A 23575-nucleotide genomic window follows, 5' to 3' on the forward strand; every position below is an offset into this window, starting at 1 on the left:
AGTGTTTAAATGTGTATCCGTGGCACGACTGCCCGATCAGGGTTTTACGAAGCTTCATGAATCAGCTGTGCCACGGATAGTTTTGTTCAATTATTGAGAGGTGATAAAGAAGAAAATACCACAAAGAATCAAAGACACAAAGTTTACGTTACCAGACCTTATCACGAATTCTTTTGTATTGCTAAAGGCCGTCGGCATTCCGCTATCAAATTGATGCAAGGAAGGAGATTTTTTAAGATTGCCGATTGCCGACTGCTATACTGGCTTACAATATAATTCGTGATAAGGTCTCCTATATTAAACTTTGTGTCTTTGATTCTTCGTCGCAATAAGCCTCTCCTTAATTAGTAGCAAACGAATAGTATGTTGTAAAGTAGTCTAATTCCCAGCACAACTCTGCGGCATACCTCCCCTTAACCCTGCGTTTAAACAGAAGCAACCTCCAACTCTACACTTAGAATTTATAAGCAAAACTTGCCGCTACGTTTCTTGGTTTTTGAGGGTTCACGGACCAGTAGCCAATGTAGTATCTTTCATTACCTAGGTTATTTACATTCAATGCAAATCTGTAATGTTCTGCATTATAGAAGATACTTGCATTCAGCAAGGTGTACGCCGGCAGGTCAAATTCACCTGTTTTACTGTTATCAATTACCTTATATTCGCTTGCATAATTTCCACCGAATCCTAATCCGAAATTTTTCAGATTTCCTTTTATAAACTTATAAGTTGCCCAAAAGTTGGCAAGATTCTGCGGTCCCTGTCCGCCTGGTGCCCTGCCCGGCTCCGAATAAAAATCTTCCTTATCACCAGCCAGTATCTGTGTTTTGTTGTGGCTGTAACCCGCTATCAGGTCCAATCCGCGAACGGGACTTGAACTTAATTCAAGCTCGAACCCTTTGCTTCCTACTTTTCCGCCCTGTATAACATTTCTCGGATTATTCGGATCAGGCATTACCCTGTTGCTCACTTTGATATCATACACAGACACGGTTGCATGCAGCTGGTTTGAGAACAAATTTGTTTTTACACCATACTCTACCTGATCGGCATGTTCGGGTTTAAATGATTTTACGCGTATATTACTCCCGTCAGCATCCGCCACTTGCTCCGGGGCAACATTGATAAAGGCATTCATATAATTGGCAAAAAGTGAAACTTTATCAGGAATTGGCTGATATACCAGTCCTAATTTGGGAGACAATGCAAACTGGCCAAAATCATCTTCCGGATCACTTTTTTCTCCTTTAGAATCAAAATAATCTGCCCTTAAACTGACCATGGCCATAATATTTGGCGTAATATTCAATACGTTGGAAGCGTAAGCACTGTATGAACTGTTGGAAATATTACTGCCGCCAGAACCAGATCCGGCAAGCAACTGATCGATGGATTGCTTTGTCATATAAACCGGTGCCAGCGTATCACCTGAATATGGATCGACAAAATTCTCGTCTCCCTGCGGTGTTACATTCCTGGCCCAGGCCCAGCCCGATCCGCCCGCGATTACATTACGGTTGAAATAATCCAGGCCAATCAAAAGCCGGTTTCTCATGCCGCCGATCTGGAAATCACCATTGAAATTCTGCTGAATATCCGTCGTATTGGTCGTTTGCTGCTCATTATGAAAGTACTGGCTAAAATAATTGTCTCCCGCAACATCATCCCATATGTAAGAATAAATACCATCCGACTTTACCGATCCCCGCGAAATAACCGTTTGTGAAGTCCATTGCCCCGACAATTTGTACAACATTTGTCCCTGCAGATTAAACCGGGGATTCCTGATCGTCAGGTCGTTGCTGGTAAATGAAAGATTATTATTGAGGTTCAGTTCTTTAATATTTCTGAAATCCAGCGGGCTGAATCTATCGGAATGAAAGAAGATAGGCGCAACGGCTCTTTCTTCCTGCAGAATCTCAGTCATAAAATGAAATGTAAGCTTGTCATTTACTTCATAAACCAATGATGGCGCAATGAAAAAAGACTTTTTAAAACCTGCATCCTGAAAGCTATTTTCTGTATGGTACGCTGTATTGATACGCAATGCAATTTTATCTTTTTTACTGATCGGGGCGTTGATATCCGCAGTGATCCTGTTAAGCCCGAAACTCCCGACATTGTAGGTTACCTCACCATCAAAAGTAAAATGCGGTTTTTTAGTAATTGTATTGATAAAACCTCCATACCCGTAAAAACTCCCGCCAAATAATGTTCCGGAAGGGCCTTTGATCACCTGTATTTCTTCAATATTGGCAGGATCCAGATTTCCGCTTGTTAGTCCCGGTAAGCCGTTAACCAGCGTGGCCTGTGCTTCAAAACCTCTCAGCGCAAAGTATGCAGCACCATCCCCACCCCTTCCTGTAGACTCCCAGGTCCTGGAAATCCCCGGGACATTTCTCATAGCATCGTCATAATTGGTAATGATCTGCTGCTTCATAATTTCAGATGAAATTGTGCTGTAAACCTGCGGGTTTTCCAGGTCCTTCAATGGCATTTTTGCTACACTCACTTTTTCCCTGTTTGTAGAGATCGTAACTTCCTGTAACTGGGCAGAATTTTCTTTAAGCGTAAATTCAACATTTGCTGATTCTCCCGCTTGTACCTCAACGCTTTGTTCCTGCTTTACAAGCCCAAGAAAATAGGCTGTTATGGTATGGGTTCCCGGTTTAATTCCTTTGATCTGGTAGTTACCGGTTTTGTCTGTGAGTGATCCTCTGCTGGTGCCTTTGACAGATACACTCACAAATTCAGCGGGTTGCCCGTCTGATGTCCTGACAATACCATGGATGTTGCCAGTCTGTGCAAAAAGCGAAAAGGGGATAAAAATGAAACAGGCTATGAGATACAGTAATTTTCTTGTCATTATAGATTGAGTTTAATTTCTCCGCAAAACTATTATTATTTATACCAATTATAAACAATAAAGTTAATTTTTATTGGGAAAATGATTATAAATCAACTCTTTCTATTCTTCACAGGAATGTTACAGATCCGTTTGAATTAAAACTGGCAAACGTTATATTTCAATCAAAAGCCGGGATGGAAAAATAATTCCCATCCCGGCTTTTAACTTTCGCGTTTACTTCTAGATATGTTTTACATGTCCGTAAAATGTTGATTTTCCAGTTTAAACTTCGAAGTAGTCGCCCTCATTGAGATCTTCAGTTAAAGTTGGCTGCACCGGATGCCAGTCCAGCAATTTCTTCGTTTGCTCACTGGAAGCAGCACAATCCATACTTGCAAAGTGGGCGAACCAGGTAAAATGCAAGGCAGCTTCTTCCGGAGATTTGCTGACAGCCGCGACATTCAGGCCTTTGCCAATGGCTTCCAGCTATTTCGCGGAATTCCAGGCCTTCTTCTGCAACTGCATGATAACGCACCGTTCCGACAGGAGCCTTTTCCAACGCCAGCCTGAAAAGCTTTGCAGCGTCCAAACGGTGCACAGCCGGCCAGCGATTCAGCCCTGCCTCTTTATATACTGAAATCCCCTTTTCACGTGCTATACCAATCAGTATGGGAACGAAGCCGTGATCGCCTTTGTCGTGAACGGTTGGCGGCAGGCGAACTATCGCCACGCGTACACCATTGGTTCCGACAGCCTCCGCTTCATATTCCGAAGCGATGCGCGGATTTGGATTGGATCTGAGCGGAATGTCCTGTTCTGTTCCCAAACGGCCCGGTGTGTTTAGCATTCCGATTCCGGAAGTGATGATCAGAGGACGGCCAGAACCTGCCAGCTCCGCGCCAAGTGCCTCGATAGCCCGCCTGTCGATCTCGCAAACTTCCTCATATCTGGTAAAATCATGGACGAAGCCGGTATGGATCACTCCGTCGGAAACGGCGGCACCACTTCGCAAGCTATCAAGGTCTTCCAGATCTCCCCGGTGAACCTCAGCACCAGCGGCTATAAGCGATTGGGCACCTTCATCCGAACGGGCAAGACCCAATACCTGATGGCCAGCACTAATTAATTCCTGAACGACAGCGGAGCCGACAAAACCTGTGGCCCCTGTTACAAAAACACGCATTTGATTTCTGTTTTGGTTTCTATTCTATTGTTAATACAAAGTTGCGCAACAATAAATAAACAGTTGTAGTCAAATCCATCATTGCTGTAGTCAAAATTAAATTGATTTACCCGAAACCATTTTGAAATCTGTTTCTCAACAAGCGGTTTATCAAAAATACTTGCTTTGGGCAAAAACGCCATGTCTTCGGGCAGTTTATCCATTTCTTGCCCTGCCTCGTTCCTGCACCTTTGTATTGTCAATTAAGACATCATAAAAAATCAAAACAATACAATGAAAACGCAAAAATCAGGTAGTAAAGCCATCGCCATTGTTGCCGGTATACTTTTAGCAACTGCTGTTGTATCCGAAGTAAATGCCCAGGTAAAAGATTATGCAACCGATACACATTTAAGTCCGGATGTGCGTGGCTTTCTTAAAGCGATCCATGATGGTCCGGGCATCGAAACGTTATCAAAAGAAAATGCACGGAAAGTTTTGGAAGGTGCCCAGGCAAACGTAACCTACGACTATTCACAAATAACGGAATCAGAAAAAACGATCACTGCCGAAGGCGAAACTGTTAAACTGAACATTATGCGCCCAAAAAATGTTAAGGGCGTGCTTCCGGTATTTATTTTCGTACATGGCGGCGGCTGGATTCTGGGAGACTACCCTACGCATAAGCGAATGGTCAGGGATCTGGTATTGGGATCGGGAGCTGTCGGTGTTTTTGTAGAATATACCCGCACACCGGAAGCCCAATATCCAAAGGCGATCAATGAAGTATATGCCGCAACAAAATGGGTAGCTGAACATGGTGCAGAAATAAATGTTGACGGGAAAAGATTAGCCGTGATTGGCAACAGTGCAGGAGGAAACATGGCTGCGGTTGTATCATTATTGGCCAAAGAACGTAAAGGCCCTGAAATTAAAACAACCATTCTGATGTGGCCGACTCTTGATACAGACTTCACTAACGAATCCTTCAAATCCTTTGGAGCCGACCGTTTTTTAACGATTCCATTTATGGAATACCTGTATGACCTGTATGTTCCTGATCATTCAAAACGTACTGATATCCACGTTTCTCCATTGCTTGCGTCTCTTGAACAATTGAAAGGCTTACCTCCGACTTTGATCCAGGTTGCTGAAAATGATGTGCTTCGTGATGAGGGCGAAGCGTACGGACGTAAACTTTTAGAGGCAGGTGTAAAGGCTACAACGGTAAGATACAACGGAGTTATTCATGATTTCGGTTTATTGAACCCTCTGTCTGAAATTCCACAAACCAAAGACCTGTTTGTTCAGGCATCCGCCCAGCTGAGACAATATCTTAAGTAATCGGAGTATTAATAATGAAAGCACCTGCCATTGAGGACAGGTGCTTTCCTATTGGAAATGATCAAACCATTCCTGCCATTTTGCCCAAAAACAAGTGTTTGTCCACTTGTAAATATCTATCAGATAAAATCTTAAGTAAAAATTCACTTTGATTCATGCAAAAAAATCTACTTTTCAAATATTTATAAAGAGACCGGAATAAAGAGTTTCAATGTTAGCCAGAACAGAATTCTAAGCAATATCAGTGAAACTGCGGAAGAGAAATATGATAATTTTACAAATCATATCCAGCATTCAATAGTCGCGTACCGCTGCACATGATCGCCTCTTATCTTAGCGTATCGCTTGAAAGGCTAAGCCGTTTGAGTCAGAATCATATCAAAAGAAACGTTTGAAGTTGACTCAATATCTCTGATGATTTTAAGAATAGCCGTTTAATTTATGAATGTTACAAGTGTAGTGTGAGTTAATAAGTTCAATCGTATAAAGATTTAAACATTTGAGTATGCGCAAATGGATGGTCAGGATGATTTTTGACTACAATAAAGTGCCCTTTACCGTGTGATTTAGAGATAAGTCCCAGCTTACCCAATTCCAGATATCCTGCTTCAACCGTAGCCCTGGATATCTGGTGATGGCTGCTGAATTTATTAATCGATGGAAGTCTGTCTCCATTCTTAAAATCTTTTCGCTCAATACCATTTGTTACAGACCAGATAAGTTGCTTATACATGGGAATAAGGCTATTTTTATTTAAGGAAAATAATTCGCAATCAATAATCCTGTTCAAGATTGTAAGTAATATGAGTTATGAATAGACAGCTTAAATAATCAATTTTTAGAAACCGGACCGCTACTTACTTGTTTACCCGATTTATAAACTGCATTTATTTTCCTGGTGTTTTTGATATCATCCAAAGGGTTTGCATCCAGAACGATCAGGTCTGCTTTTTTGCCTTTGGCCAGGGTGCCATATTGCTTATCTATTCTTAACACCTTTGCCGAATTTATTGTCGCGATTTGAATAACCTGGGAAGGAGTCAGGCCAGCCTTAACCATCAATTCAAGCTCCAGATGCTCTGCAAAACCTTGTGCTCTGATTGGCGTTGCGCCTGAGTCTGTACCTAAACTTACCAGGATTCCGGCATTGTAAATTTTTTTCAGGTTTTTCAATGCATTTTCAAATCCTTCCAAATTTCCTTTGTAAGCTGCCGCATTTTTTACATCACTCCTATACTTTTCCGATGTTACCATTTCATATACACCTGGTTCACAAGCAGTTTTAAAAAATTCATCAGTAATAAAATCCGGATTACCGGCAAAGATCACATTAAATGCGTACAAGGAAAGTGTTGGAATATAAACTACATTTTTCTGTTTCATGAGGCTAACCAATTCATCATTAATGACCGTTTCCCGGAGACTGTGTCCAAAAATATCAATTCCATTGTCAAGAAGCTGTTTGGCATCTTTCATATAAAAAGCATGTGCGATGGCGCGTAATTTATGCTTGTGAGCTTCCGAAATAACTGTCTTGTATATTGTCGAATCCATCTTTTCGAACCTGCCACCAAAATCGTCTACCCACATTTTTACCATTTCAGGATTTAATGCGGCCAGACTATCCATTTCAACGGCTACCTGAGCGGCGCTTGACGGCCTGTAAACCTGATCCATGGCGAGTTCAATCGGCGGAGCACCTTTGGGAACTCCAAAACCGTAACCGGCAGAAAACATCCGTGCACCGGGTAACCGGCCATTTTTAGCAGAATCCAACAAACCTGTTTCAAATATAAACGGACGGTCGCTTCCCATGGACAAAACGGCTCCCAAACCATAATCCTGATATTTTTTTAATTGCCTCAATACATTGTTCCGGGTGTAGTTGGCCGGTACAGTTGATGTTCCTTTTAGTGCACCAATATGCGCATGGGTATTTATCAGGGCAGGCATCACCGTCTTACCAGCCAGGTTCAGTATGGTTACATTTTTAGCATTCAGCCTTTTCCCGATAGCCGCAATGCTGTCTCCCTGAATAAGAATGTCCATGTGCAGCTGAGCCGGACCACCATTGCCATCAATTAAAGTAACGTCTTTTAATAAAATACCATTTCGTGTTTTCTGATCTTCACCACTATTCGAAAATAATTTTACCAATAAAAGCAGGGCAAGTAATGAAGAAGGAAAAGAAACCATATTTTATGATCAGATTAGTGAAAATTAACAGACAAAATTAAATTTAACAATAATAAACGGTATCAATGTAATATCGACTATCAGATAAATTTAAAAATCCATGGCTTTTTTCTTTCATGTTTAGCTAAAATCCAATAACTGGAATGGTTTTTTCAAAATCAGGAAGAACGCTTGATGATCAAGATCATAATAGGCATGATTTGGTGGACAGACGGTATTTTTTATTTAAAATATCAGCTGAAAAACAATAAGTTAAAATAATATTAACTAAAATAATGAGGAAAATCCTGATTTCAGGCGGAAGTATTGCAGGCCCAACGCTGGCATATTGGTTACATCGTTACGGTCTTCATGTAACATTGGTTGAAAGTGCACCAGAACTGCGGCTGGGTGGACAAAATATTGATGTTAAAGGCCCGGCACTGGAAATAATCAGGAAGATGGGCCTTGAAGATGAGATTCGCGCTGCAAATACCACTGAAATCGGGCTTCGTTTTGTAAATATAAAAAATGAAACTATTGCTGAATTTCCAATTGGTAGTTCGCTGAGTATGACACAGGAACTGGAAATACTGCGTGGAGATTTAGTACAGATTTTGTATAAAAAAATAAAGGACAATGTGCAGTACATTTTCGGGGATTACATCACTGCCCTGGATCAACATCCGGATAATGTAACTGTGACTTATTCTAGCGGAAAAACAGAGGTATTTGACCTGGTCATATCCGCCGAAGGTATTGGATCCCAAACAAGGAAACTTGTCTTTGGAGATGAAATTAAATTCAAATATCTGGGTGTGTATACCGCCTATTTAACTATTAAAAAGGCAGAAAGTGATAGCCGCTGGGCACGCTGGTGTAATGCAGCCGGCGGTATCGTATTCGTTTTAAGACCAGATAATAATGGACAGACGCGAGCTTCTGTTACCTTTCTTTCACCTGAAATGGGATACGAGAAACTTTCCAATAATGAAAAGAAAAATATCCTGATTGAAAAAATAAAAGACGTCGGATGGGAAGCTGCAAGACTTGTTAAAGAAATTCAGGATTCGGAAGATCTTTATTTTGAAAGGGTTAGCCAGGTAAAAGCTCCGAAATGGAGTAATGGCAGAGTTTGTCTAACCGGAGATGCCGCCTGGTGCGTCACACCGATTGCCGGAAAAGGCGTGGATCTATCTGTATCCGGGGCATACATTCTGGCTGGTGAACTCTCCAAAACAAACGACCATGAGAAGGCATTTTTGAACTACGAAAACCGGATGCGTCCTTATGCGGAATCGGCTCAGAAATTACCACCTGGTGTACCCGGAATTGTGTATCCAACCTCGAAAATCGGCGTAGCTATCTTGAACGGGCTTTTTTCCTTTGTTGGCAGTAAACCCGTTAAAAATATCATGAATCTTTTCAGCAGCAAAAATAAAGAACCCGAAAAGGAAATTGAATTGCCGGATTATGAAATGGCAACCAATTAATAAAAGTCTATGTAAAAATTTTCCGGATGAATTAAAAATCAAAGGACAGTTGCAGGACACGGCTATTCAGTTTCCTCTAATATTAGTATCCTAAAATTGCAAGTTCTTTCCGAAAAAAATCGGAGGATTAAACATAACTATCTCTGATCTCTATTCAGAAATGCTATCAACCAGCTTTTTAAGTAACGGAACTACAATAAAACCTGTTGGAATGGACAGCCATAATTCAACGAGAAAATAATCCCAGAACCAAATTTTCAAAAAATTGGGCTGCCACCCTAGCCTGGTTAAGAGCAAGCCAAAACTCATGATCCCTGACATGGCAATAGAAACCAGTAAAGTAAAAACGATTATTGATTGTATTTTTGAAAGCTTCATATTTTTGTTTTTTAGAATATGTCTGTTTTGATAAAAACTCCGAAGTTGTTCACATTGTCGGCATTCGGACCGTAAAAATCGTGATTCGAACCGACTCCAAATTGAACACTTTTAAAGGATACACCTAGTCGTAGATAAATACTGCTTACCTCATGAAAATCCAGCTTCGTGTTATAATTGTAAAGTCCCTGAAGCCGGGTATAGATCCCCCAATTTTTTGATAACCTTGGCTTAAACTCCAAAACTGTAAAAGTCTCAAAATTATATGTTTGGGTCAAATCAAGCCGGGGCAGGACGACTATGACGAAATCCGGGCCCGCAAACAAGTATTGTAGTCCTGCTGTGGGCCGTACAGTGATCAAATTTGAGTTTGAAGAGCCAATCGCTGATAAACCTCCCGTCACTGAAATACCTTTCCATACCTGGGCAGTAAGTATGGATTGTGAAAAGAATTCTGCCGTTTGTCCGATCTTCTTATAATCACCCATAAAATTGGTGACGTTAAAGAAACCAAATCTGGATTTTGGCGAAAATTGTTCGCTTACAATCAATTGGAAAGTAAATGCTTTATTTCCTGCAAATATTTCAATTGGAATAGGTGCCCCGCCTATGGGAACATCTCCGGTTTGTAAACTGTCCGTTGTCTGGGCGACAGAAGGCTCTGATCCCAGGATCAAGGCAATGAATACTAGTTGTTTAAGCTTCAATCTTTCTGATTTTATGTGTCAGTAAAGATACCTGATCAGGCTTTTGGCTAAAAGGACAGACAAAGCAACTATTCGGACAATTCAATCATCTTTCGGTATTCGGTTGGTGTAAACCCGGTATGCTTTTTAAAAAAACGGCCGAAATAGGAAACATCATCAAATCCTATTTCAAAAGCGATCTCACTGACTGCAAGGTTGCTTTGCTGCATTAAAACTCTGGCTTCCAGAACCAGCGTTTCATCAATTAAAGCGGATGCAGAACAACCTAATGTTGCTCTCACCGATTTGTTTAAATGATTGGGTGTGACATTTAGTTCGGAGGCATAAAAGATGACCGACTTCTGCGAAGTGATATGCTGATTGAGAAGCCTTTTAAATTCTATTGTAATACGCTCATGAGCAGGGAAATTGATTCTCGTTTGAAAGTCAGTTAACTGTTTCATTTCGGCAAGAACAGTAGCCAAATACAGTTTTAAGATATTGGCATTGGCTTCACTTTCATTAAGTTTCTTCATACGATTGAGAAGCATCAAAAAGTGCTCCGCTTCCAAATTATCGAATTTAATGACAGGCCGGATCAACCAATCGGAAAGATCAATTTTAGTATGAGATAAATAATCACCGGCAAAATGAAAATAAAACCCCTCGATATCGTCTGACATAAACGAAAGGCTTGTAATCTGGCCAGCAGGAACAGCAATTATCGAATTTTGCTCAACGGTGTAATTGTCTATCCCAGAGCTTGCAATAAGTGAACCTTTCGCTATCAGGATAATTGAGTGGTTTTTCTGCCTGTGTGGCGGCAGCGGCATCTTTAATTCATAGGTATCATCTGAAAGTCCATGAATATAAAAATCGTTAAAATTTTTCTTAGCGTATTCCCCTGGGTCATAGTAAGACATGATGACTTTGAATCCATCGTCTGCTAAGGTCGGTATGCCTTTTATTTTTTTCAATCTCGTCTGTTATTGGCTAATCAGGTATGGCCCTGTAAATAGCTAATTTATTAAAGTAAACATACGATATAACCAACAGCAATAAGTTAATTAACGGACCGATCGCTGCTGACATGCCATCCACAACAATATGTGCTGTACCTGCAGAAATAAATACGATCGTAAATCCTGCATATGCCCATTCTTTAAACCTGTTGGCTTGTATGGGCAAAATAAGGGCGAATGCACCTATTAATTTGGCTGTTCCTAATTCAACCCTGAAATAGTCAGGAAATCCCAAACGTTTAAATTCTTCTGCAATCATTGGATTAGTAAAATACATGATGCCGGCAATTAATCCCGATAATGCAACCAAACTCGTTGCGGTCCAGTAAACTATTTTATCTCTTTTCATGTCACAAAAGTATCCGTTATCAATCTTAACGGAACGGACCAATGAAGCAAATATCCAGACAATTCAATCAACTTTTGATTTACTTACAAACTGAACTGGTGTTTTAAATTCCGTCTCATATAGATAGCCTGGTGTTAAACACGCCCGTATAGGCTCTCAGGATAATGGCAGGTCGAAATGATAATTTATTTAAATGCAAAAAACATCCGGCTGCTATTTCGAGCAAACCGGATGTTTTTGTTTTAAACAATATATCTACCCCTCATAAACCACAAGCGCCTCGGTAGTCTGTGGTTTTTCCTTTTTCCCAAACCGGACAACTAGTCTCTCAATGATCAGGTACATAGATGGTACAACAAACAAGGTCAGTATCATTGAACTTGTCAGGCCGCCGATGATTACCCAGGCCATTCCGTTTTTGATTTCTGAACCTGCTCCGCTTGCCAGTGCGATTGGAAGCATACCCAGGATCATCGCCAGTGTGGTCATCAGGATTGGACGGAGCCTTTCTTTGCCCGCTTCGATCAGCGCGTCATGCGCCGAATGTCCTTTTGCTTTCAGTTCATTGGTAAAATCCACGATCAGAATGGCGTTTTTAGAAACCAGGCCGAGCAGCATAATTACCCCGATGATCGAGAAGACGTTGAGCGTTTCCATGGACAAGGCAAGTGCCAGAAATGCGCCGATTAAAGCAACAGGAATAGAGAACAGAACGACAAACGGATAGATCAGACTTTCGTAAAGCGCTACCATAATCAGGTACACAAGCAATACGGCCGTAATTAATGCCAGCGCCAGGCTGCCAAATGCATCGCCCTGATTCTTGGTATCTCCCAGATATTCAATGGTTACACCTTCCGGTAATTCGATTTTGGCCGCTTTCGCCGCTATTTCATCGGATACTGAACCAACCGGCCTTCCTACTACATATGCATTTACAGTAATGGCACTCAGACGGTTGTTACGCTGCAAAACACTTTCTCCCAATCCATCACCGACCTCTGCAAACTGGCTCAACACAAAACTTTGACCGTCTGTATTGGTAAAAGACAGATTTTTCACATTGCTGATATTCGAGCGGTTGTATTGATCCAAACCGATTTTAATATCATATTCATTGCCCGACTGCTTGAATTTGCTCTGGTCATTTCCGCTGAAAGCGTTTTGAAGCGCTGCACCAACCTGGCTTGCATCAAGTCCCAGAAGTGTCATCTTTTCGCGGTTCAGTTTTACTTCTACTTCCTGTTTCTGGTTCTTGACTGATAATTCAACGAACTGTGTCCCGGCAATGCTGGCGATCGTTTCTTTATACTGATTTGCCACTTTACGTACATTTTCAAGGTTAACACCTTTTACAGCTACCTGGATCGGAGCGGCACTCTGGCCCGTTATGCTCGTTGCAGCCGTAGTCACTTTCACGCCCGGAATGACTGCACTGATTTCTTTCTGCATCCTGAGCCCAAATTCCGCCGGGGTAAAATTCCTTTCCTTTTTATCTACTAAACTAACTGTAATGTCGGCCAGATTTCCGTTATTAGACGCACCTGAAACACTGCCGGATACAAATCCGACACTTGAAAATACGTTGACCACCTCCGGTTTTTTCATGATCAATTCTTCAACCTGCTGCGTGGCCATATTGGTTTGGTAAATACTGGCCGACGGATCCAGTTCCAGCTTGATAACCAGCTCACCCTGATCACCCGACGGCATGAATGTGGCGCCGATAAAACCTTTTCCCACAAGCATTAAAGATCCGACAATGAGGACAATCACGCCTGATAGCAGATAGCGTTTTTTATGTAATACAATTTCTAGCAGATAAGCATAACCGGCAATTAACTGGTTGATTAAACTTTCAAAACCCAGGTTAATTTTGCCCCACAAAGTCTTGGGATCCATCACTTCCACTTTTCCAAAACGGCTTGCCAAAAGCGGTGTTACGGTAAAGGAAACGAACAAACTCATCAGCGTAGATATCACCACAACCAGTGCAAACTCGCGCAGGATCATACCGATAATCCCTCCTGAAAGTGATAACGGAAGAAATACAACCACGTCCACCAATGTAATGGCAAGAGCTGTAAACCCGATTTCACTACGACCTTCCAGCGCAGCAGTCATCCTGTCTTTTCCCATTTCCAAATGCCGGTAAATATTCTCCAAAACCACAATCGAGTCATCGACCAGAATCCCGACCACCAGCGAAAGCGCCATCAAAGTCATCAGATTCAACGAAAAACCAAGAAAATACATGGCAATGAAAGTCGGGATGATCGAGCATGGAAGCGCGATCAATACAAACATCGAACTTCTCACACTGTGCAAAAATGCGAGCATGACAAGCCCGACAATAATAATGGCCAATACCAGATCTTCCATCACCGCATGGGCAGATGCAAGCGTATATGTACTCTGGTCGTTGGTAACCTGAAACTTCACATTCTCGGATTTATACTGACTTTCCAGTTTAAGGAATTCTTCTTTTACCAGCCGGCTTACGTCCACCGCATTGGCATCCGTTTGTTTGATCAGCTGCACTCCTATCGAAGGAATACCGTTTACATGACTGATGGCTGTTGTTTTGGCAGTAGCGTCTACTACTTCTGCCACGTTTTCAAGATAAATGGTTCCGCCCCGCATGTCTTTGGCAACGATCAGTTTTCTGATCTGGTTTAAGGAAGTCACGTTAGCATCATAGCGGATCGAGAACTGTTGGTTTTTGGTTTCAATCTGTCCGGCCGGGAATGACTGGTTGCCTTTTGCAACTGCCTGGGTAATCTGGTCTATACTTAAATTATAGCCTTTTAATCTGGCCTGATCTATATTAACCTGAATTTGCCTTTCGTCACCGCCAATGATATTGACCTGGCCTACTCCCTGAAGATTTTGCAAAAGCGGCCGCACCTGCAAATCCATCAGATCATACAATTCCCTGGGTGAAAGTTTTGAGGTGACACCCGCCTGGATCACCGGCGTTTCTTCCAGACTGATCTTGTTTACGAGTGGCTTATCGATACCATCCGGTAATTCATTTTGCGCCTGGTCGGCTTTACGCTGAATATCGCGTTCTGCTTTGTCCACATCCGCACTGGCTTTCAGTGTTACGGTAATTTGTGATACGCCTTCCTGGGAAGTTGAAGTGATCTGGTCAAGCCCCTCAATAGAAGCAAATGCATCTTCGAGTTTTTTGGTAACCGTGCTTTCAACTTCTGCCGCGCCTGCACCCGGATAAATAGTGCTTACACTCACCACATTGACAGCAATATTGGGAAGCAGTTTGTAATTCAAAAGGAAGTAACTCTGTACACCAAAAAGAATGAGCACAGTAAATATTACGACGATTAATAGTGGCCGTTTGACGGCTATTTCTGATACTGACATGTGTTTCTTGTTATTTGGCTAAACTAACTTCCGTTCCGTTTTTCAGGTTGATCTGTCCGGAGGTAACTACGCGGTCGCCCGATTTCAAACCACCGATGATCTCAATCAGACTGCCCATTTCCCTGCCCGGCTGAACCGGCGTTAACACCACCTTATTATCTTGTCCGACTAAATATACAGATGCATTTTTCACACTTTCTGTTAGCGCCTCACGCGGAATAACCAGCACATTCTGTTTTGATTTTTGTGAAAAATCCGCATACACAAATGTCCCGGAACGAAGCGTTGTTTTTTGTGTATTTTCAATCATGATCTCAGCCATATAATTGTGTGTAACGTCGGCCTGCGGACTGATAAAACTTACTTTACCAGGAAAAACCACATCAGGATAAACGTCGGTTGTAATTTTAACAGATTGTCCCTGTTTGATCTGATACACCTCCGCTTCCGTCAGATTCACTTGTACTTTGGTACGCGAAAGATTGATGATCGTCGCAATTTCTGAACCTACGTTCGCGAATACACCCTGTTCCATATTTTTGGCTGAAATGATACCGCTTGTGGGTGCTTTTACAGAAGCGTCTCCCATTTGTTTTTTGATCTGGTCTGCCTGAACCTGCGCATCGTTGACATTCTGACGGATGTCATTCACCTTTTCACGTGTAGTCGCTTTTCCTTCCAGAAGCTCCGTATAAGTTTGCAGGTCCGCTTTTAATTTGGAAAGATTGCTTTCCGCTTTCTGAAGGTCGAGCTGTTGTGTTCTGTTATCCATAATGGCCAGAACCTGTCCCTGATGTACCTGATCGCCCAATTCAAAACGTACAGTTTGCAGGATTCCGCTGCTCGTCGTGATCACTTTCGATTCCTTAAACGGTGCCAGGTTTCCGGTTTTTACAATGCTCAGTTCCAAAAGCTGCTCTTTGGCGGTTGCATATTTAACCGGAATAATTACAGCCACCTTTTTCTCTGGTGTATTGGCTGCATCGAGTTGCTTTTTGTTGGCAGTAAGCTTAAAAGCGATCAGTGCAATCACGACAACAAGCGCTATGGAAATGATGTATTTACGTTTCATGATGGTGTTATAATGAGGTATGGAAAGTTTTCAAAGTGCCGTTCGCCTTTTCCAGGTCGATTTTGGCTATGAGAAAATTATAGAGAGAATTAAGGTAATTGCTTTGCGCTTCTTTGAGCGAATACTGCGAATTCAGCCAGTCCGTCAGGTCGGTCACACCTTTCTGGTATTGCAGGTCCGTACTTTTGAAAACCGATTCCGCCAGGCCGATATTTCTTTTGTCAATTTCCAGGCTGCTCTGCGCTTTGATGAGTTTGGTTCGTGCATTGTCATATTCAAGATGGAAGTTTTCCTGATCAATTTTCAGGTTTTCACGCGCATTCACCTGTTTGATCCTGGCCTGGTTATACTGCGAATTGCGTTTGAAACCATCAAAAACCGGAATGGCAAGTTTTATTCCAACGGCTGAATAATCACTGAAACCCGAAATCGACTGGCCCAGTTTATCACCAAATCCAATGTAGCCGTATCTTGCATAAGCCGTCAGTTTAGGCATCGCAGTAGCACGTATTCTTGCCTGATCAATGTCAAGCAACGCAATATTGACCTCGGCTAATTTATAATCCAGGCGGTTGGAAGCGTTGAAAGCGGCAAAATCGAGGAAGGTTATTTGTGTCTGATCAGCCGCAGGTTCATCCAGCACAAAATCCTGGATTTGCAGGCTATCGCTCAACGCATAACCCATTGCGTTTTTCAGCTGGTTTTGCGAGAGTTCCAGATCGCTTTCGGCTGCCAGTATCTGGGAGCTTGTATTGTTGTAATTCACCTGGATTTTGTTCACATCCGATTCCATCGCAACACCTTTTTCAAGTTGCAGTTTGGAAATAGTAAGCTGCTGCTGATAGGTTTCGCGGTTGGATTGAAGCAAAGCAAGTTGCTGGCGATAGACAAATATCTGGTAATAAGCATTGCTGATATTATAGATAATCGTCTCATCATTTTGCTCGCCGCTCAACTTGGCCTGCTGCTGTGCGATCTTGTTGGCTTTCAGGCCGGTGATCAGCGACTGATCAAAAATGGTCTGATCCACCTGTGCAACTACATTGCTGTTGAATTTTTTGGTAAATGCCACCTTAAGATCTGTGGGGCCAAAAACCCCGGCAGGGATAACCGACTGCTGTACGATAAGGTTATCATCAATAGTTCCGTTGACGTTAACTACCGGCAGATAAGCTGATAACGCTTCCTTAGATTTAAACCGGGCAGCATCCTGATCATTGCGATAAACAACCGTGCTGCGGTGGTGTTTCAGACCGTAATCTATGCATTCCCTTAAACTCAGATGCTCCTGTGCCCGTGCTGAAACGGAAAGAGCAGTAAATAATATGATGACGAGATACTTTTTCATTTGGCTTAAATTGGCACAAGCTGTGCATGTTCGATAGGCCAAAATTGGGTATCTGAGGCAGGTAATCTGAGCAGTTTGAGACTGAAACGGACAAAATCAGATGTGAGCAGACGGCGGTATTGTTATTATCATATTTTTTTCAAATATATTTTAATACGATAATTCTTAAAAGCTTGCCAGGAAGCTAGTTAGAGAAATGATAGAGGGAGAAAAGCGGCCATTTCCGACATATTTTAACATCCTTTTCAAGCCGTGATTTGTCCGCTTCAGATAGAAAGTATTAAGACCAGCCATTTATGTGACCGACATTTGACTTACGGAACCAACAACTGCATATTATGAAAATCCTTAATAGAGACACTAGTTGGGTTCTTGTGATTGTTCAATTAAAATTAAAAACTTATGAAAAAGTTAACCATTCTTTCCCTGATGCTGCTTGCCAGCACAATTTCATTTTCCCAGTCTTTCAGCTTCGGCCCGAAAGCAGGTATTAACATCAGCAACTATACAGGTGGAAATATTGATTCCAAAGCCCTTGTAGGTTACCATATTGGTGGTATGCTGAACTACGGTTTTGGCAATGTTTTTTCTATTCAGCCTGAAGTTTTATTCTCGACACAAGGAGCAAAAGTGAATAATGGTGGTGAAAAGAATGATTTCAAGATCAGCTATGTGACTGTACCTGTTATGTTAAAATTGAAAGCAAGCGGCGGATTTTATTTTGAAGCCGGTCCTCAGATAGGTTTCAGGACATCATCGGATATCCCGGACCAAACGATCAATAATTTTGCCAAAGGACTTGACCTTTCACTTGGAGCCGGAATAGGATTTCAGTCGAAAATGGGGCTTGGTATTGGTGCACGTTATATTGCCGGACTGTCAAAAGTGGGTAATTTTTCAGGAAGCAATATTGATCCCGACTTTAAGAACAGTGTAATACAGGCAAGTGTTTTCTGGGCTATCCCGATCATTAAATAGTAACAACCAGCTTTACAATGGCCTTATTACCGGTTTTGGTTAATAAGGCCATTGCTGTTATAAATTCATCAAAAATCTGGTAGCACACTGTGCTTTTCAAATATATTTTCCGATCTGTTCAGGGCGTGTTTAGATGACGAAAGCTGTTAATTCAACCAGTTCCTCTCCGCGGAAGCGCCAGATGTCGCAGTACGCGTTACGGGTCTCCTTCCCTTCCTTATCCGTTACGGTTACATCACCCGTTGCGGTCAGAAAGTCCCCCTCCGAAATCAGGATAGTAACGGTAACTTTTGGCGGTTTAATATATGTTTTTGCCATCCACTGACGAACTGCTTCTTTTCCTTTTAGTACCGTATCTCCCACAAATGTCCACTCCGTATCCTCCGAGCAGAGTGATAAAAACCCCTCATAGTTTCCCTCGGAGATTTCAGCGTTGCCTTTTTGTAAGATTATTTTATTTCTGTCTGACATAAATTTTTATGCTGTTAGTTGTCAATTATTGAATTAAAATCTGAACATGAAATTCAACGATCAGTTTACCTGAATTCAATTCGGAAACGTTTAAAATGCAGTAACATCCCTGCTTCCAGCAATTCACCCAAGACAGCAGGTCAACTTCTTCCTCTTTCATTTTTTATCGAGTAACCGGTTATTAACAACACATTCCAGGACCTGGTCGCGGTAACTCCGGCTTAACGGTATCCGCAGTGACTGGATAAAAATCTCGTTCCCTTCTATCTTGTCTATTTTTCGGATGGAGACCATGTAAGACTTGTGTACACGCATAAAGGAATCGCTGTTGAAATTCTTTTCCAGGCTTTTAAGGTTGATCAAGGTAGTGTACTTTCCCCTGACAGTGAAAATATTGACATAGTTCTGCATGCTTTCCAAATAGAGCACATCCTCAAAAAAATCCTTTCATATTTACTGCCACAGCGTATAAAGAAATACCCCTGGCTAACATCCTGCTTATCATTCACGGCAGGCTGGCCAGATGTGAGAAAGCGGTGATAGTCTTTTGCTTTATTGACAGCCAGAAAAAAACGCTCAAAGGTGATGGGTTTTAGCAAATAATCCAGCACGTTCAGCTGGAAGCCCTCCACCGCATAGTTAGGAAAAGCAGTGGTCAAAATGACCATTGGGGGATTTTTAATAATTTTCAAATAATCAAGGCCACTCATCTTGGGCATCTGAATATCCAGAAAGATCAGATCCACCGGGCTTGTTTCCAGGAACCGGGCCAGCTGGACCGGATTTTCACAAGTTCCTGAAAGGCATAAAAAGTCCACTTCCTGAACAAATTCAGTCAGACCTTCTCTGGCCAGCGGTTCATCATCCACAATCACGCAGTTCATCATCGTTATGCCTGTTAATAAGTTATTTCTGATACCGGTGTAAGAGCCATTTGCTTCAGGGCTATCTGCAGACGGACTGTGTAAAGTAAATCTGTCTGATTGATCAATAGCAGATGTTCGCCAGGGTAAATCAGGTCAAGTCTTCTTTTTACATTTTTTAAGCCAATCCCGCCAACGGCCCTGTCTGCTGGTTCCGCTATCGTATTTGTCACGGTCATATCCAGTAAATCCCCATCCATTGAAAGCTGGATCCGGATACTGACACCTTCCTGCTGATCCCTGGATACATACTTGAATGCATTTTCTACAAAAGTCATCAGGATAAAGGGCGCGATAGCCATGTGGTCTGCATAAAATTGTTCGGCTGTGAACTCCACTTTTAATGCTGCACTCTGCCGAAGCTTTTCGAGTTCGATAAAGTTTTCCAGGTAATTGATCTCTTTGCTCAAAGGGATCTGCTGGTCATTGCATTCATATAACTGGTGGCGCAGCAGGTCTGAAAATTTGACCAGTGCAGAAGAAGCCATTTGCGGGTTCTTACGGATCAGGATAAATATAGAATTGATACTATTGAACAAGAAATGGGGATTGAACTGGTGTTTAAGGAATTTAAGCTCCGTTTCCAGCTTCACTTTTTCAAGTTCCTGCTCCCTCCGTTCCTGCTGCATCTGATTTTTTAGTAGTTTGATCGTCATGGCCAGGGTCATACTGGCGAACGCAGATGGCAGGGCATAGCCAAGAAAATAGTAAAAGCAATTGGACCCGTTCCCATAAAGTTGCTGTAGCGTTTTACCAGTCAGGCCAGAGCTGGCATAATAACCACAGACAATGAGCAAAGCTGTTGTGATCACTGTGAAGGCCAGGGAAATAAAGTAAACACTGTACCGCTTTGTATGCAGAAACCTCGGGATCAGAAAGTAAAGGTTAAGATAAACAGCGAGCGCTTCCAGCACCACGTAAAACCCGTATTTGAGACTGTACGGCAGGAATACAATATTGGCAGCCGCCTTAAACGGGTTGCCAAAAGCAACACTCAGCCACAGGTAGTGGTACAGACACCAAAAAGGAATGTGATAAAGTTTGTATTTGAAAAACCAATGCTGGTCAGGCCCTTCATACCATAAATTTTTCATTCTGTTCAATTTTTCATCTCCGCTAAGTTCCGCTTTTTTTCCAATGATTCCGGCTTCTTATTGATGAAAGCTCATGAACTATTGATGACCGACATTACAGGCCAGGTCATTGGTAAACTGGCACTTCGTAAATAAAACCCTGCACTTCATCATACAGATTTTAAAACACTTCCCGCTTCATGTTGCTTTGTCCGGTTAACTCAATGAAACGAAGATTATGACAAAGAAAAATGAGCCCGGAGTAAAGCAAACCAGAACAGAGCTGAGAGAATTTTCTGACAATTTAAAGGCCGGACAAAAATGAAGGCACTCTTATTGACCATTTTTCTTTTGGTGACATGGCAAGTTACATATGGTCAGATTACCGGCAGACTTACGGATCCATCCGGACAAGCAATACCATATGCTACGATAACACTATTGCAGGCCGCCGACAGTACAATCATTTATGCAACGCTAACCACAGAGAAAGGTGAATACATTCTGGAAGATTTAACCGAAGGCCGGTACTTAGTGCGAATGAGCACTCTGGGCTACCAGACAATTTTTACACCGGTATTTGAACTCGCAAACAACAGGCTAAATAAGGATCTTGGCATACATGTACTCAGGGAAAGCACTCAGCAGCTTGCTGAAATGGTGGTTCGCTCCGAAAAACCTTTGCTCGAACAACGGGCGGATGGTACGGTCGTCAACGTGGAAAAAAGCATTATGTCCAAAGGCAGCTCGGTTCTTGAAGTACTGGAAAGGTCCCCCGGCGTTGTGATCGACCATCAGAATAATGGTATTTCGTTAAATGGAAAAACCGGTGTAATGGTCATGCTGAATGGCAAATCAGTTCGTATGGCATTAGAACAGGTAGTGACCATGCTGGGAGCGATGAGTGCGAATGATATATCTAAAATCGAACTGCTTACCAATCCCTCATCGGCTTATGATGCCGAAGGAAGCGCAGGAATAATTAATATCGTAACGAAGAAAAACAGCCAGCGGGGCACCAATGGGTCCATTTCTTTAACTGGCGGCTATGGTTACGGTGAAAAGGCGACCGGCGGATTAAGCCTGAACCGGCATACCGGCGAAACAAATATTTATGGCGCTTACACCTACTCGCGAGACAAAGCCTATAGTGATTTCCATGCCATCGGCAGCGAGCAGGAACCATTATTAGGTGGCCACGCTTCATCCGATTTCTTAAGTATTTCCAGATCGGTATTAAATAACCACCAGGCAAACTTTGGCATCGACACCCAATTAAAAAAAGGCTTTTTAATTGGTACAAATGCCAACTTCAATAGCAGCAATACCTCCATTCAAACCATGAACCGTGGAAAATACAAAATTCAGCCCGATGACTTTTACCAGCTTAATGCGGCAGTGAACGGAGTTAACAGCTGGCGCAGTTTTGCACCAAACTTTTACGCAGAAAAAGAGCCTAGGAAAGGTGAAAAGATCTTACTGAACCTGGATTACATCAGTTACCGGAATGCCTATCCAATGGATGCGAAAAGCTCTTTCCTGGATCAAAATGGCAATCAGGCCGGCAGCAATGATACCCTTTTTTCTCCCGTATCAAAAGGCTTATCCAATACACAGATCGGAATTTGGGCCACGAAACTTGACTACCGTAAACAGGTTGGCGCTATTACCGTTGAGACCGGGCTGAAAGGGGTACAAACACGGACTGATAGCAAATCGGCGATTCAGAGTTTTGTTAATAATGAGTATGTAAGCCGGCCTTCTGCGGTCAGCCGCATTGTGATGAAAGAAAGGATCGGCGCTGCTTATTTTTCTGCAGCAATAAAAGTGGATAGCAGCACTAGCATAGTGGCCGGCCTGCGTTATGAATATTCTTCCACCAGGATGGATAATCCACTGGACGGAAAGAATATAGCCAACCGCCAGCTTGGTATATGGTTCCCCAGCTTTCTTATGTCCAAAAAGCTGGGCAGCAATGCGGAATTTCTTGTATCCTATTCCAAAAGGATAAGCAGGCCTTCCTATTCAGATTTGGCATCTTATGTCACCTACAACGGGCCAGGTTCGGTCAATACAGGAAATCCGTTATTGAAGCCGACCATTACCAACAATGTTAAACTGTCCTATAATTATCTCAGGTATTCCTTTTCGGCCTTATTGAGCAGGGACGACAGGCCCATAGCCCGAAACCAAATGGTTTACACCACTGACAAATTGCAAATGGCCGTTTCTCCGCAAAACATGATTTTTCAGAATAACTTTACTTTTCAGCTCAGCCTTCCCTTTACCATATCGAGCTGGTGGGAAATGAATTATGATGTGAATTCAGGATGGCGAAGCTTTAAACTGGATTATACCCCACAACCTGTAAGTAAAACCTATTTCGCATATAACCTGGTTACCAGCCAGATCTTTAAACTTCCTGCCCGATTCTCCATTGAAATTTCCGGTTATTACAATTCTGCATTTTATAACGGGTCAAGGAAAGTAGATGGATATGGCACAGTGAATGCCGGTATCAAAAAGGAACTAAAAAACAACCACGGTAGCTTCCAGCTCGCAGTTTCGGATCCATTCAGGACAAACGTGATCAGCAGTTATTTCGGATCATTGACGCAGGAAGTTTTTGATCTGAGGTCTCATGTTAATTTCCATCCGGAATCAAGCAAATATTTTCTTTTCAAACTTTCCTATTCCAGGCCCATTGGTAAAACGGCCCCAGAAAAAGCAGGACGAAGTGACAATGCTTCACAGCTGGAAAAGGATCGGTTGAAATAGACTTGTATAACTGTCATCAATTACTGTTTTTAAGCAAGTGGACACATTTAATTCAGGATATTTTTTGATGTTTATAAATGATTATAAAAAT

At 42.2% G+C, this 23575-nt stretch carries 19 protein-coding genes; 4 read left to right on the forward strand and 15 right to left on the reverse strand.

Annotated features, from left to right (window positions below; translation table 11 throughout):
* Positions 1–454: 454 nt before the first annotated feature.
* Together KZC02_RS08880 and KZC02_RS08885 are read right to left on the reverse strand one after the other, a co-directional pair.
* Complete coding sequence (locus tag KZC02_RS08880) at positions 455–2866, reverse strand: TonB-dependent receptor (protein ID WP_221393780.1); 2412 nt, start codon at positions 2864–2866, stop codon at positions 455–457.
* 349 nt (positions 2867–3215) lie between these two features.
* Positions 3216–4031 (reverse strand): SDR family oxidoreductase, encoded by an 816-nt coding sequence (locus tag KZC02_RS08885; RefSeq protein ID WP_229254096.1) that lies wholly within the window; start codon positions 4029–4031, stop codon positions 3216–3218.
* Positions 4032–4304: 273 nt separating this feature from the next.
* Between KZC02_RS08885 and KZC02_RS08890 the strand changes: the two genes are divergently transcribed.
* On the forward strand, positions 4305–5354 hold the full coding sequence (locus KZC02_RS08890) for an alpha/beta hydrolase (RefSeq protein WP_221393781.1): 1050 nt from the start codon (positions 4305–4307) through the stop codon (positions 5352–5354).
* Between the two features lie 475 nt (positions 5355–5829).
* On the opposite strand, the gene KZC02_RS08895 is transcribed toward KZC02_RS08890, so the two are convergent.
* Positions 5830–6087, reverse strand: a complete 258-nt coding sequence (locus KZC02_RS08895) for a winged helix-turn-helix domain-containing protein (RefSeq protein WP_221393782.1) — start codon at positions 6085–6087, stop codon at positions 5830–5832.
* A gap of 98 nt (positions 6088–6185) precedes the next feature.
* Complete coding sequence (locus KZC02_RS08900; RefSeq protein ID WP_221393783.1) at positions 6186–7550, reverse strand: amidohydrolase family protein; 1365 nt, start codon at positions 7548–7550, stop codon at positions 6186–6188.
* A gap of 275 nt (positions 7551–7825) precedes the next feature.
* Here KZC02_RS08900 and KZC02_RS08905 point away from each other — a divergent pair, with 275 nt between their 5' ends.
* A complete protein-coding gene (locus KZC02_RS08905) occupies positions 7826–9022 on the forward strand; it encodes an FAD-dependent monooxygenase (RefSeq protein ID WP_221393784.1) in 1197 nt (398 codons plus the stop codon).
* Between the two features lie 150 nt (positions 9023–9172).
* Here the strand turns inward: KZC02_RS08905 and KZC02_RS08910 are convergent, their stop codons facing one another.
* The 7 genes from KZC02_RS08910 to KZC02_RS08940 form a co-directional block, all read right to left on the reverse strand.
* On the reverse strand, positions 9173–9400 hold the full coding sequence (locus tag KZC02_RS08910) for a DUF2798 domain-containing protein (RefSeq protein ID WP_221393785.1): 228 nt from the start codon (positions 9398–9400) through the stop codon (positions 9173–9175).
* 11 nt (positions 9401–9411) lie between these two features.
* Complete coding sequence (locus KZC02_RS08915) at positions 9412–10107, reverse strand: hypothetical protein (protein WP_221393786.1); 696 nt, start codon at positions 10105–10107, stop codon at positions 9412–9414.
* Between the two features lie 68 nt (positions 10108–10175).
* Positions 10176–11063, reverse strand: coding sequence for an AraC family transcriptional regulator (locus KZC02_RS08920; protein WP_221393787.1), 888 nt, complete (start codon positions 11061–11063; stop codon positions 10176–10178).
* 16 nt (positions 11064–11079) lie between these two features.
* Entirely contained in the window at positions 11080–11457 is a 378-nt protein-coding gene (locus KZC02_RS08925; protein WP_221393788.1) for a DoxX family protein, read from the reverse strand.
* Between the two features lie 255 nt (positions 11458–11712).
* Entirely contained in the window at positions 11713–14841 is a 3129-nt protein-coding gene (locus tag KZC02_RS08930; protein WP_221393789.1) for an efflux RND transporter permease subunit, read from the reverse strand.
* 10 nt (positions 14842–14851) lie between these two features.
* Complete coding sequence (locus KZC02_RS08935; protein ID WP_221393790.1) at positions 14852–15913, reverse strand: efflux RND transporter periplasmic adaptor subunit; 1062 nt, start codon at positions 15911–15913, stop codon at positions 14852–14854.
* Between the two features lie 7 nt (positions 15914–15920).
* On the reverse strand, positions 15921–17261 hold the full coding sequence (locus KZC02_RS08940; protein ID WP_221393791.1) for a TolC family protein: 1341 nt from the start codon (positions 17259–17261) through the stop codon (positions 15921–15923).
* A 402-nt stretch (positions 17262–17663) separates the two neighbouring features.
* Here KZC02_RS08940 and KZC02_RS08945 point away from each other — a divergent pair, with 402 nt between their 5' ends.
* A complete protein-coding gene (locus tag KZC02_RS08945; RefSeq protein ID WP_221393792.1) occupies positions 17664–18239 on the forward strand; it encodes a porin family protein in 576 nt (191 codons plus the stop codon).
* A gap of 129 nt (positions 18240–18368) precedes the next feature.
* Here KZC02_RS08945 and KZC02_RS08950 read toward each other — a convergent pair whose 3' ends face one another.
* The 4 genes from KZC02_RS08950 to KZC02_RS08960 all read right to left on the reverse strand — a co-directional run bounded on the left by KZC02_RS08950 (position 18369) and on the right by KZC02_RS08960 (position 20727).
* A complete protein-coding gene (locus tag KZC02_RS08950) occupies positions 18369–18710 on the reverse strand; it encodes a nuclear transport factor 2 family protein (protein WP_221393793.1) in 342 nt (113 codons plus the stop codon).
* Positions 18711–18866: 156 nt separating this feature from the next.
* On the reverse strand, positions 18867–19121 hold the full coding sequence (locus KZC02_RS31615; protein WP_229254099.1) for a LytTR family DNA-binding domain-containing protein: 255 nt from the start codon (positions 19119–19121) through the stop codon (positions 18867–18869).
* Positions 19070–19597 carry a LytTR family DNA-binding domain-containing protein gene (locus KZC02_RS08955; RefSeq protein ID WP_229254100.1) on the reverse strand — a complete coding sequence of 176 codons (528 nt, stop codon included), beginning with the start codon at positions 19595–19597 and terminating at the stop codon, positions 19070–19072. The genes KZC02_RS31615 and KZC02_RS08955 overlap by 52 nt, the downstream gene beginning before the upstream one ends.
* Positions 19598–19608: 11 nt before the next feature.
* A complete protein-coding gene (locus tag KZC02_RS08960; RefSeq protein WP_221393794.1) occupies positions 19609–20727 on the reverse strand; it encodes a sensor histidine kinase in 1119 nt (372 codons plus the stop codon).
* A gap of 300 nt (positions 20728–21027) precedes the next feature.
* On the opposite strand from KZC02_RS08960, the gene KZC02_RS08965 reads away from it, so the two are divergent.
* Positions 21028–23484, forward strand: a complete 2457-nt coding sequence (locus KZC02_RS08965) for a TonB-dependent receptor domain-containing protein (protein ID WP_221393795.1) — start codon at positions 21028–21030, stop codon at positions 23482–23484.
* Positions 23485–23575: the final 91 nt, after the last annotated feature.

The sequence above is a fragment of the Dyadobacter sp. NIV53 genome (genome assembly GCF_019711195.1).
GTDB lineage: Bacteria > Bacteroidota > Bacteroidia > Cytophagales > Spirosomataceae > Dyadobacter.

Coding starts and splice junctions, on each gene's coding strand:
- KZC02_RS08880 (WP_221393780.1), bottom strand. CDS start 2,866: ATGACAAGAAAATTACTGTATCTCATAGCCTGTTTCATTTTTATCCCC.
- KZC02_RS08885 (WP_229254096.1), bottom strand. CDS start 4,031: ATGCGTGTTTTTGTAACAGGGGCCACAGGTTTTGTCGGCTCCGCTGTC.
- KZC02_RS08890 (WP_221393781.1), top strand. CDS start 4,305: ATGAAAACGCAAAAATCAGGTAGTAAAGCCATCGCCATTGTTGCCGGT.
- KZC02_RS08895 (WP_221393782.1), bottom strand. CDS start 6,087: ATGTATAAGCAACTTATCTGGTCTGTAACAAATGGTATTGAGCGAAAA.
- KZC02_RS08900 (WP_221393783.1), bottom strand. CDS start 7,550: ATGGTTTCTTTTCCTTCTTCATTACTTGCCCTGCTTTTATTGGTAAAA.
- KZC02_RS08905 (WP_221393784.1), top strand. CDS start 7,826: ATGAGGAAAATCCTGATTTCAGGCGGAAGTATTGCAGGCCCAACGCTG.
- KZC02_RS08910 (WP_221393785.1), bottom strand. CDS start 9,400: ATGAAGCTTTCAAAAATACAATCAATAATCGTTTTTACTTTACTGGTT.
- KZC02_RS08925 (WP_221393788.1), bottom strand. CDS start 11,457: ATGAAAAGAGATAAAATAGTTTACTGGACCGCAACGAGTTTGGTTGCA.
- KZC02_RS08930 (WP_221393789.1), bottom strand. CDS start 14,841: ATGTCAGTATCAGAAATAGCCGTCAAACGGCCACTATTAATCGTCGTA.
- KZC02_RS08935 (WP_221393790.1), bottom strand. CDS start 15,913: ATGAAACGTAAATACATCATTTCCATAGCGCTTGTTGTCGTGATTGCA.
- KZC02_RS08940 (WP_221393791.1), bottom strand. CDS start 17,261: ATGAAAAAGTATCTCGTCATCATATTATTTACTGCTCTTTCCGTTTCA.
- KZC02_RS08945 (WP_221393792.1), top strand. CDS start 17,664: ATGAAAAAGTTAACCATTCTTTCCCTGATGCTGCTTGCCAGCACAATT.
- KZC02_RS08950 (WP_221393793.1), bottom strand. CDS start 18,710: ATGTCAGACAGAAATAAAATAATCTTACAAAAAGGCAACGCTGAAATC.
- KZC02_RS31615 (WP_229254099.1), bottom strand. CDS start 19,121: ATGCAGAACTATGTCAATATTTTCACTGTCAGGGGAAAGTACACTACC.
- KZC02_RS08955 (WP_229254100.1), bottom strand. CDS start 19,597: ATGATGAACTGCGTGATTGTGGATGATGAACCGCTGGCCAGAGAAGGT.
- KZC02_RS08960 (WP_221393794.1), bottom strand. CDS start 20,727: ATGAAAAATTTATGGTATGAAGGGCCTGACCAGCATTGGTTTTTCAAA.
- KZC02_RS08965 (WP_221393795.1), top strand. CDS start 21,028: ATGAAGGCACTCTTATTGACCATTTTTCTTTTGGTGACATGGCAAGTT.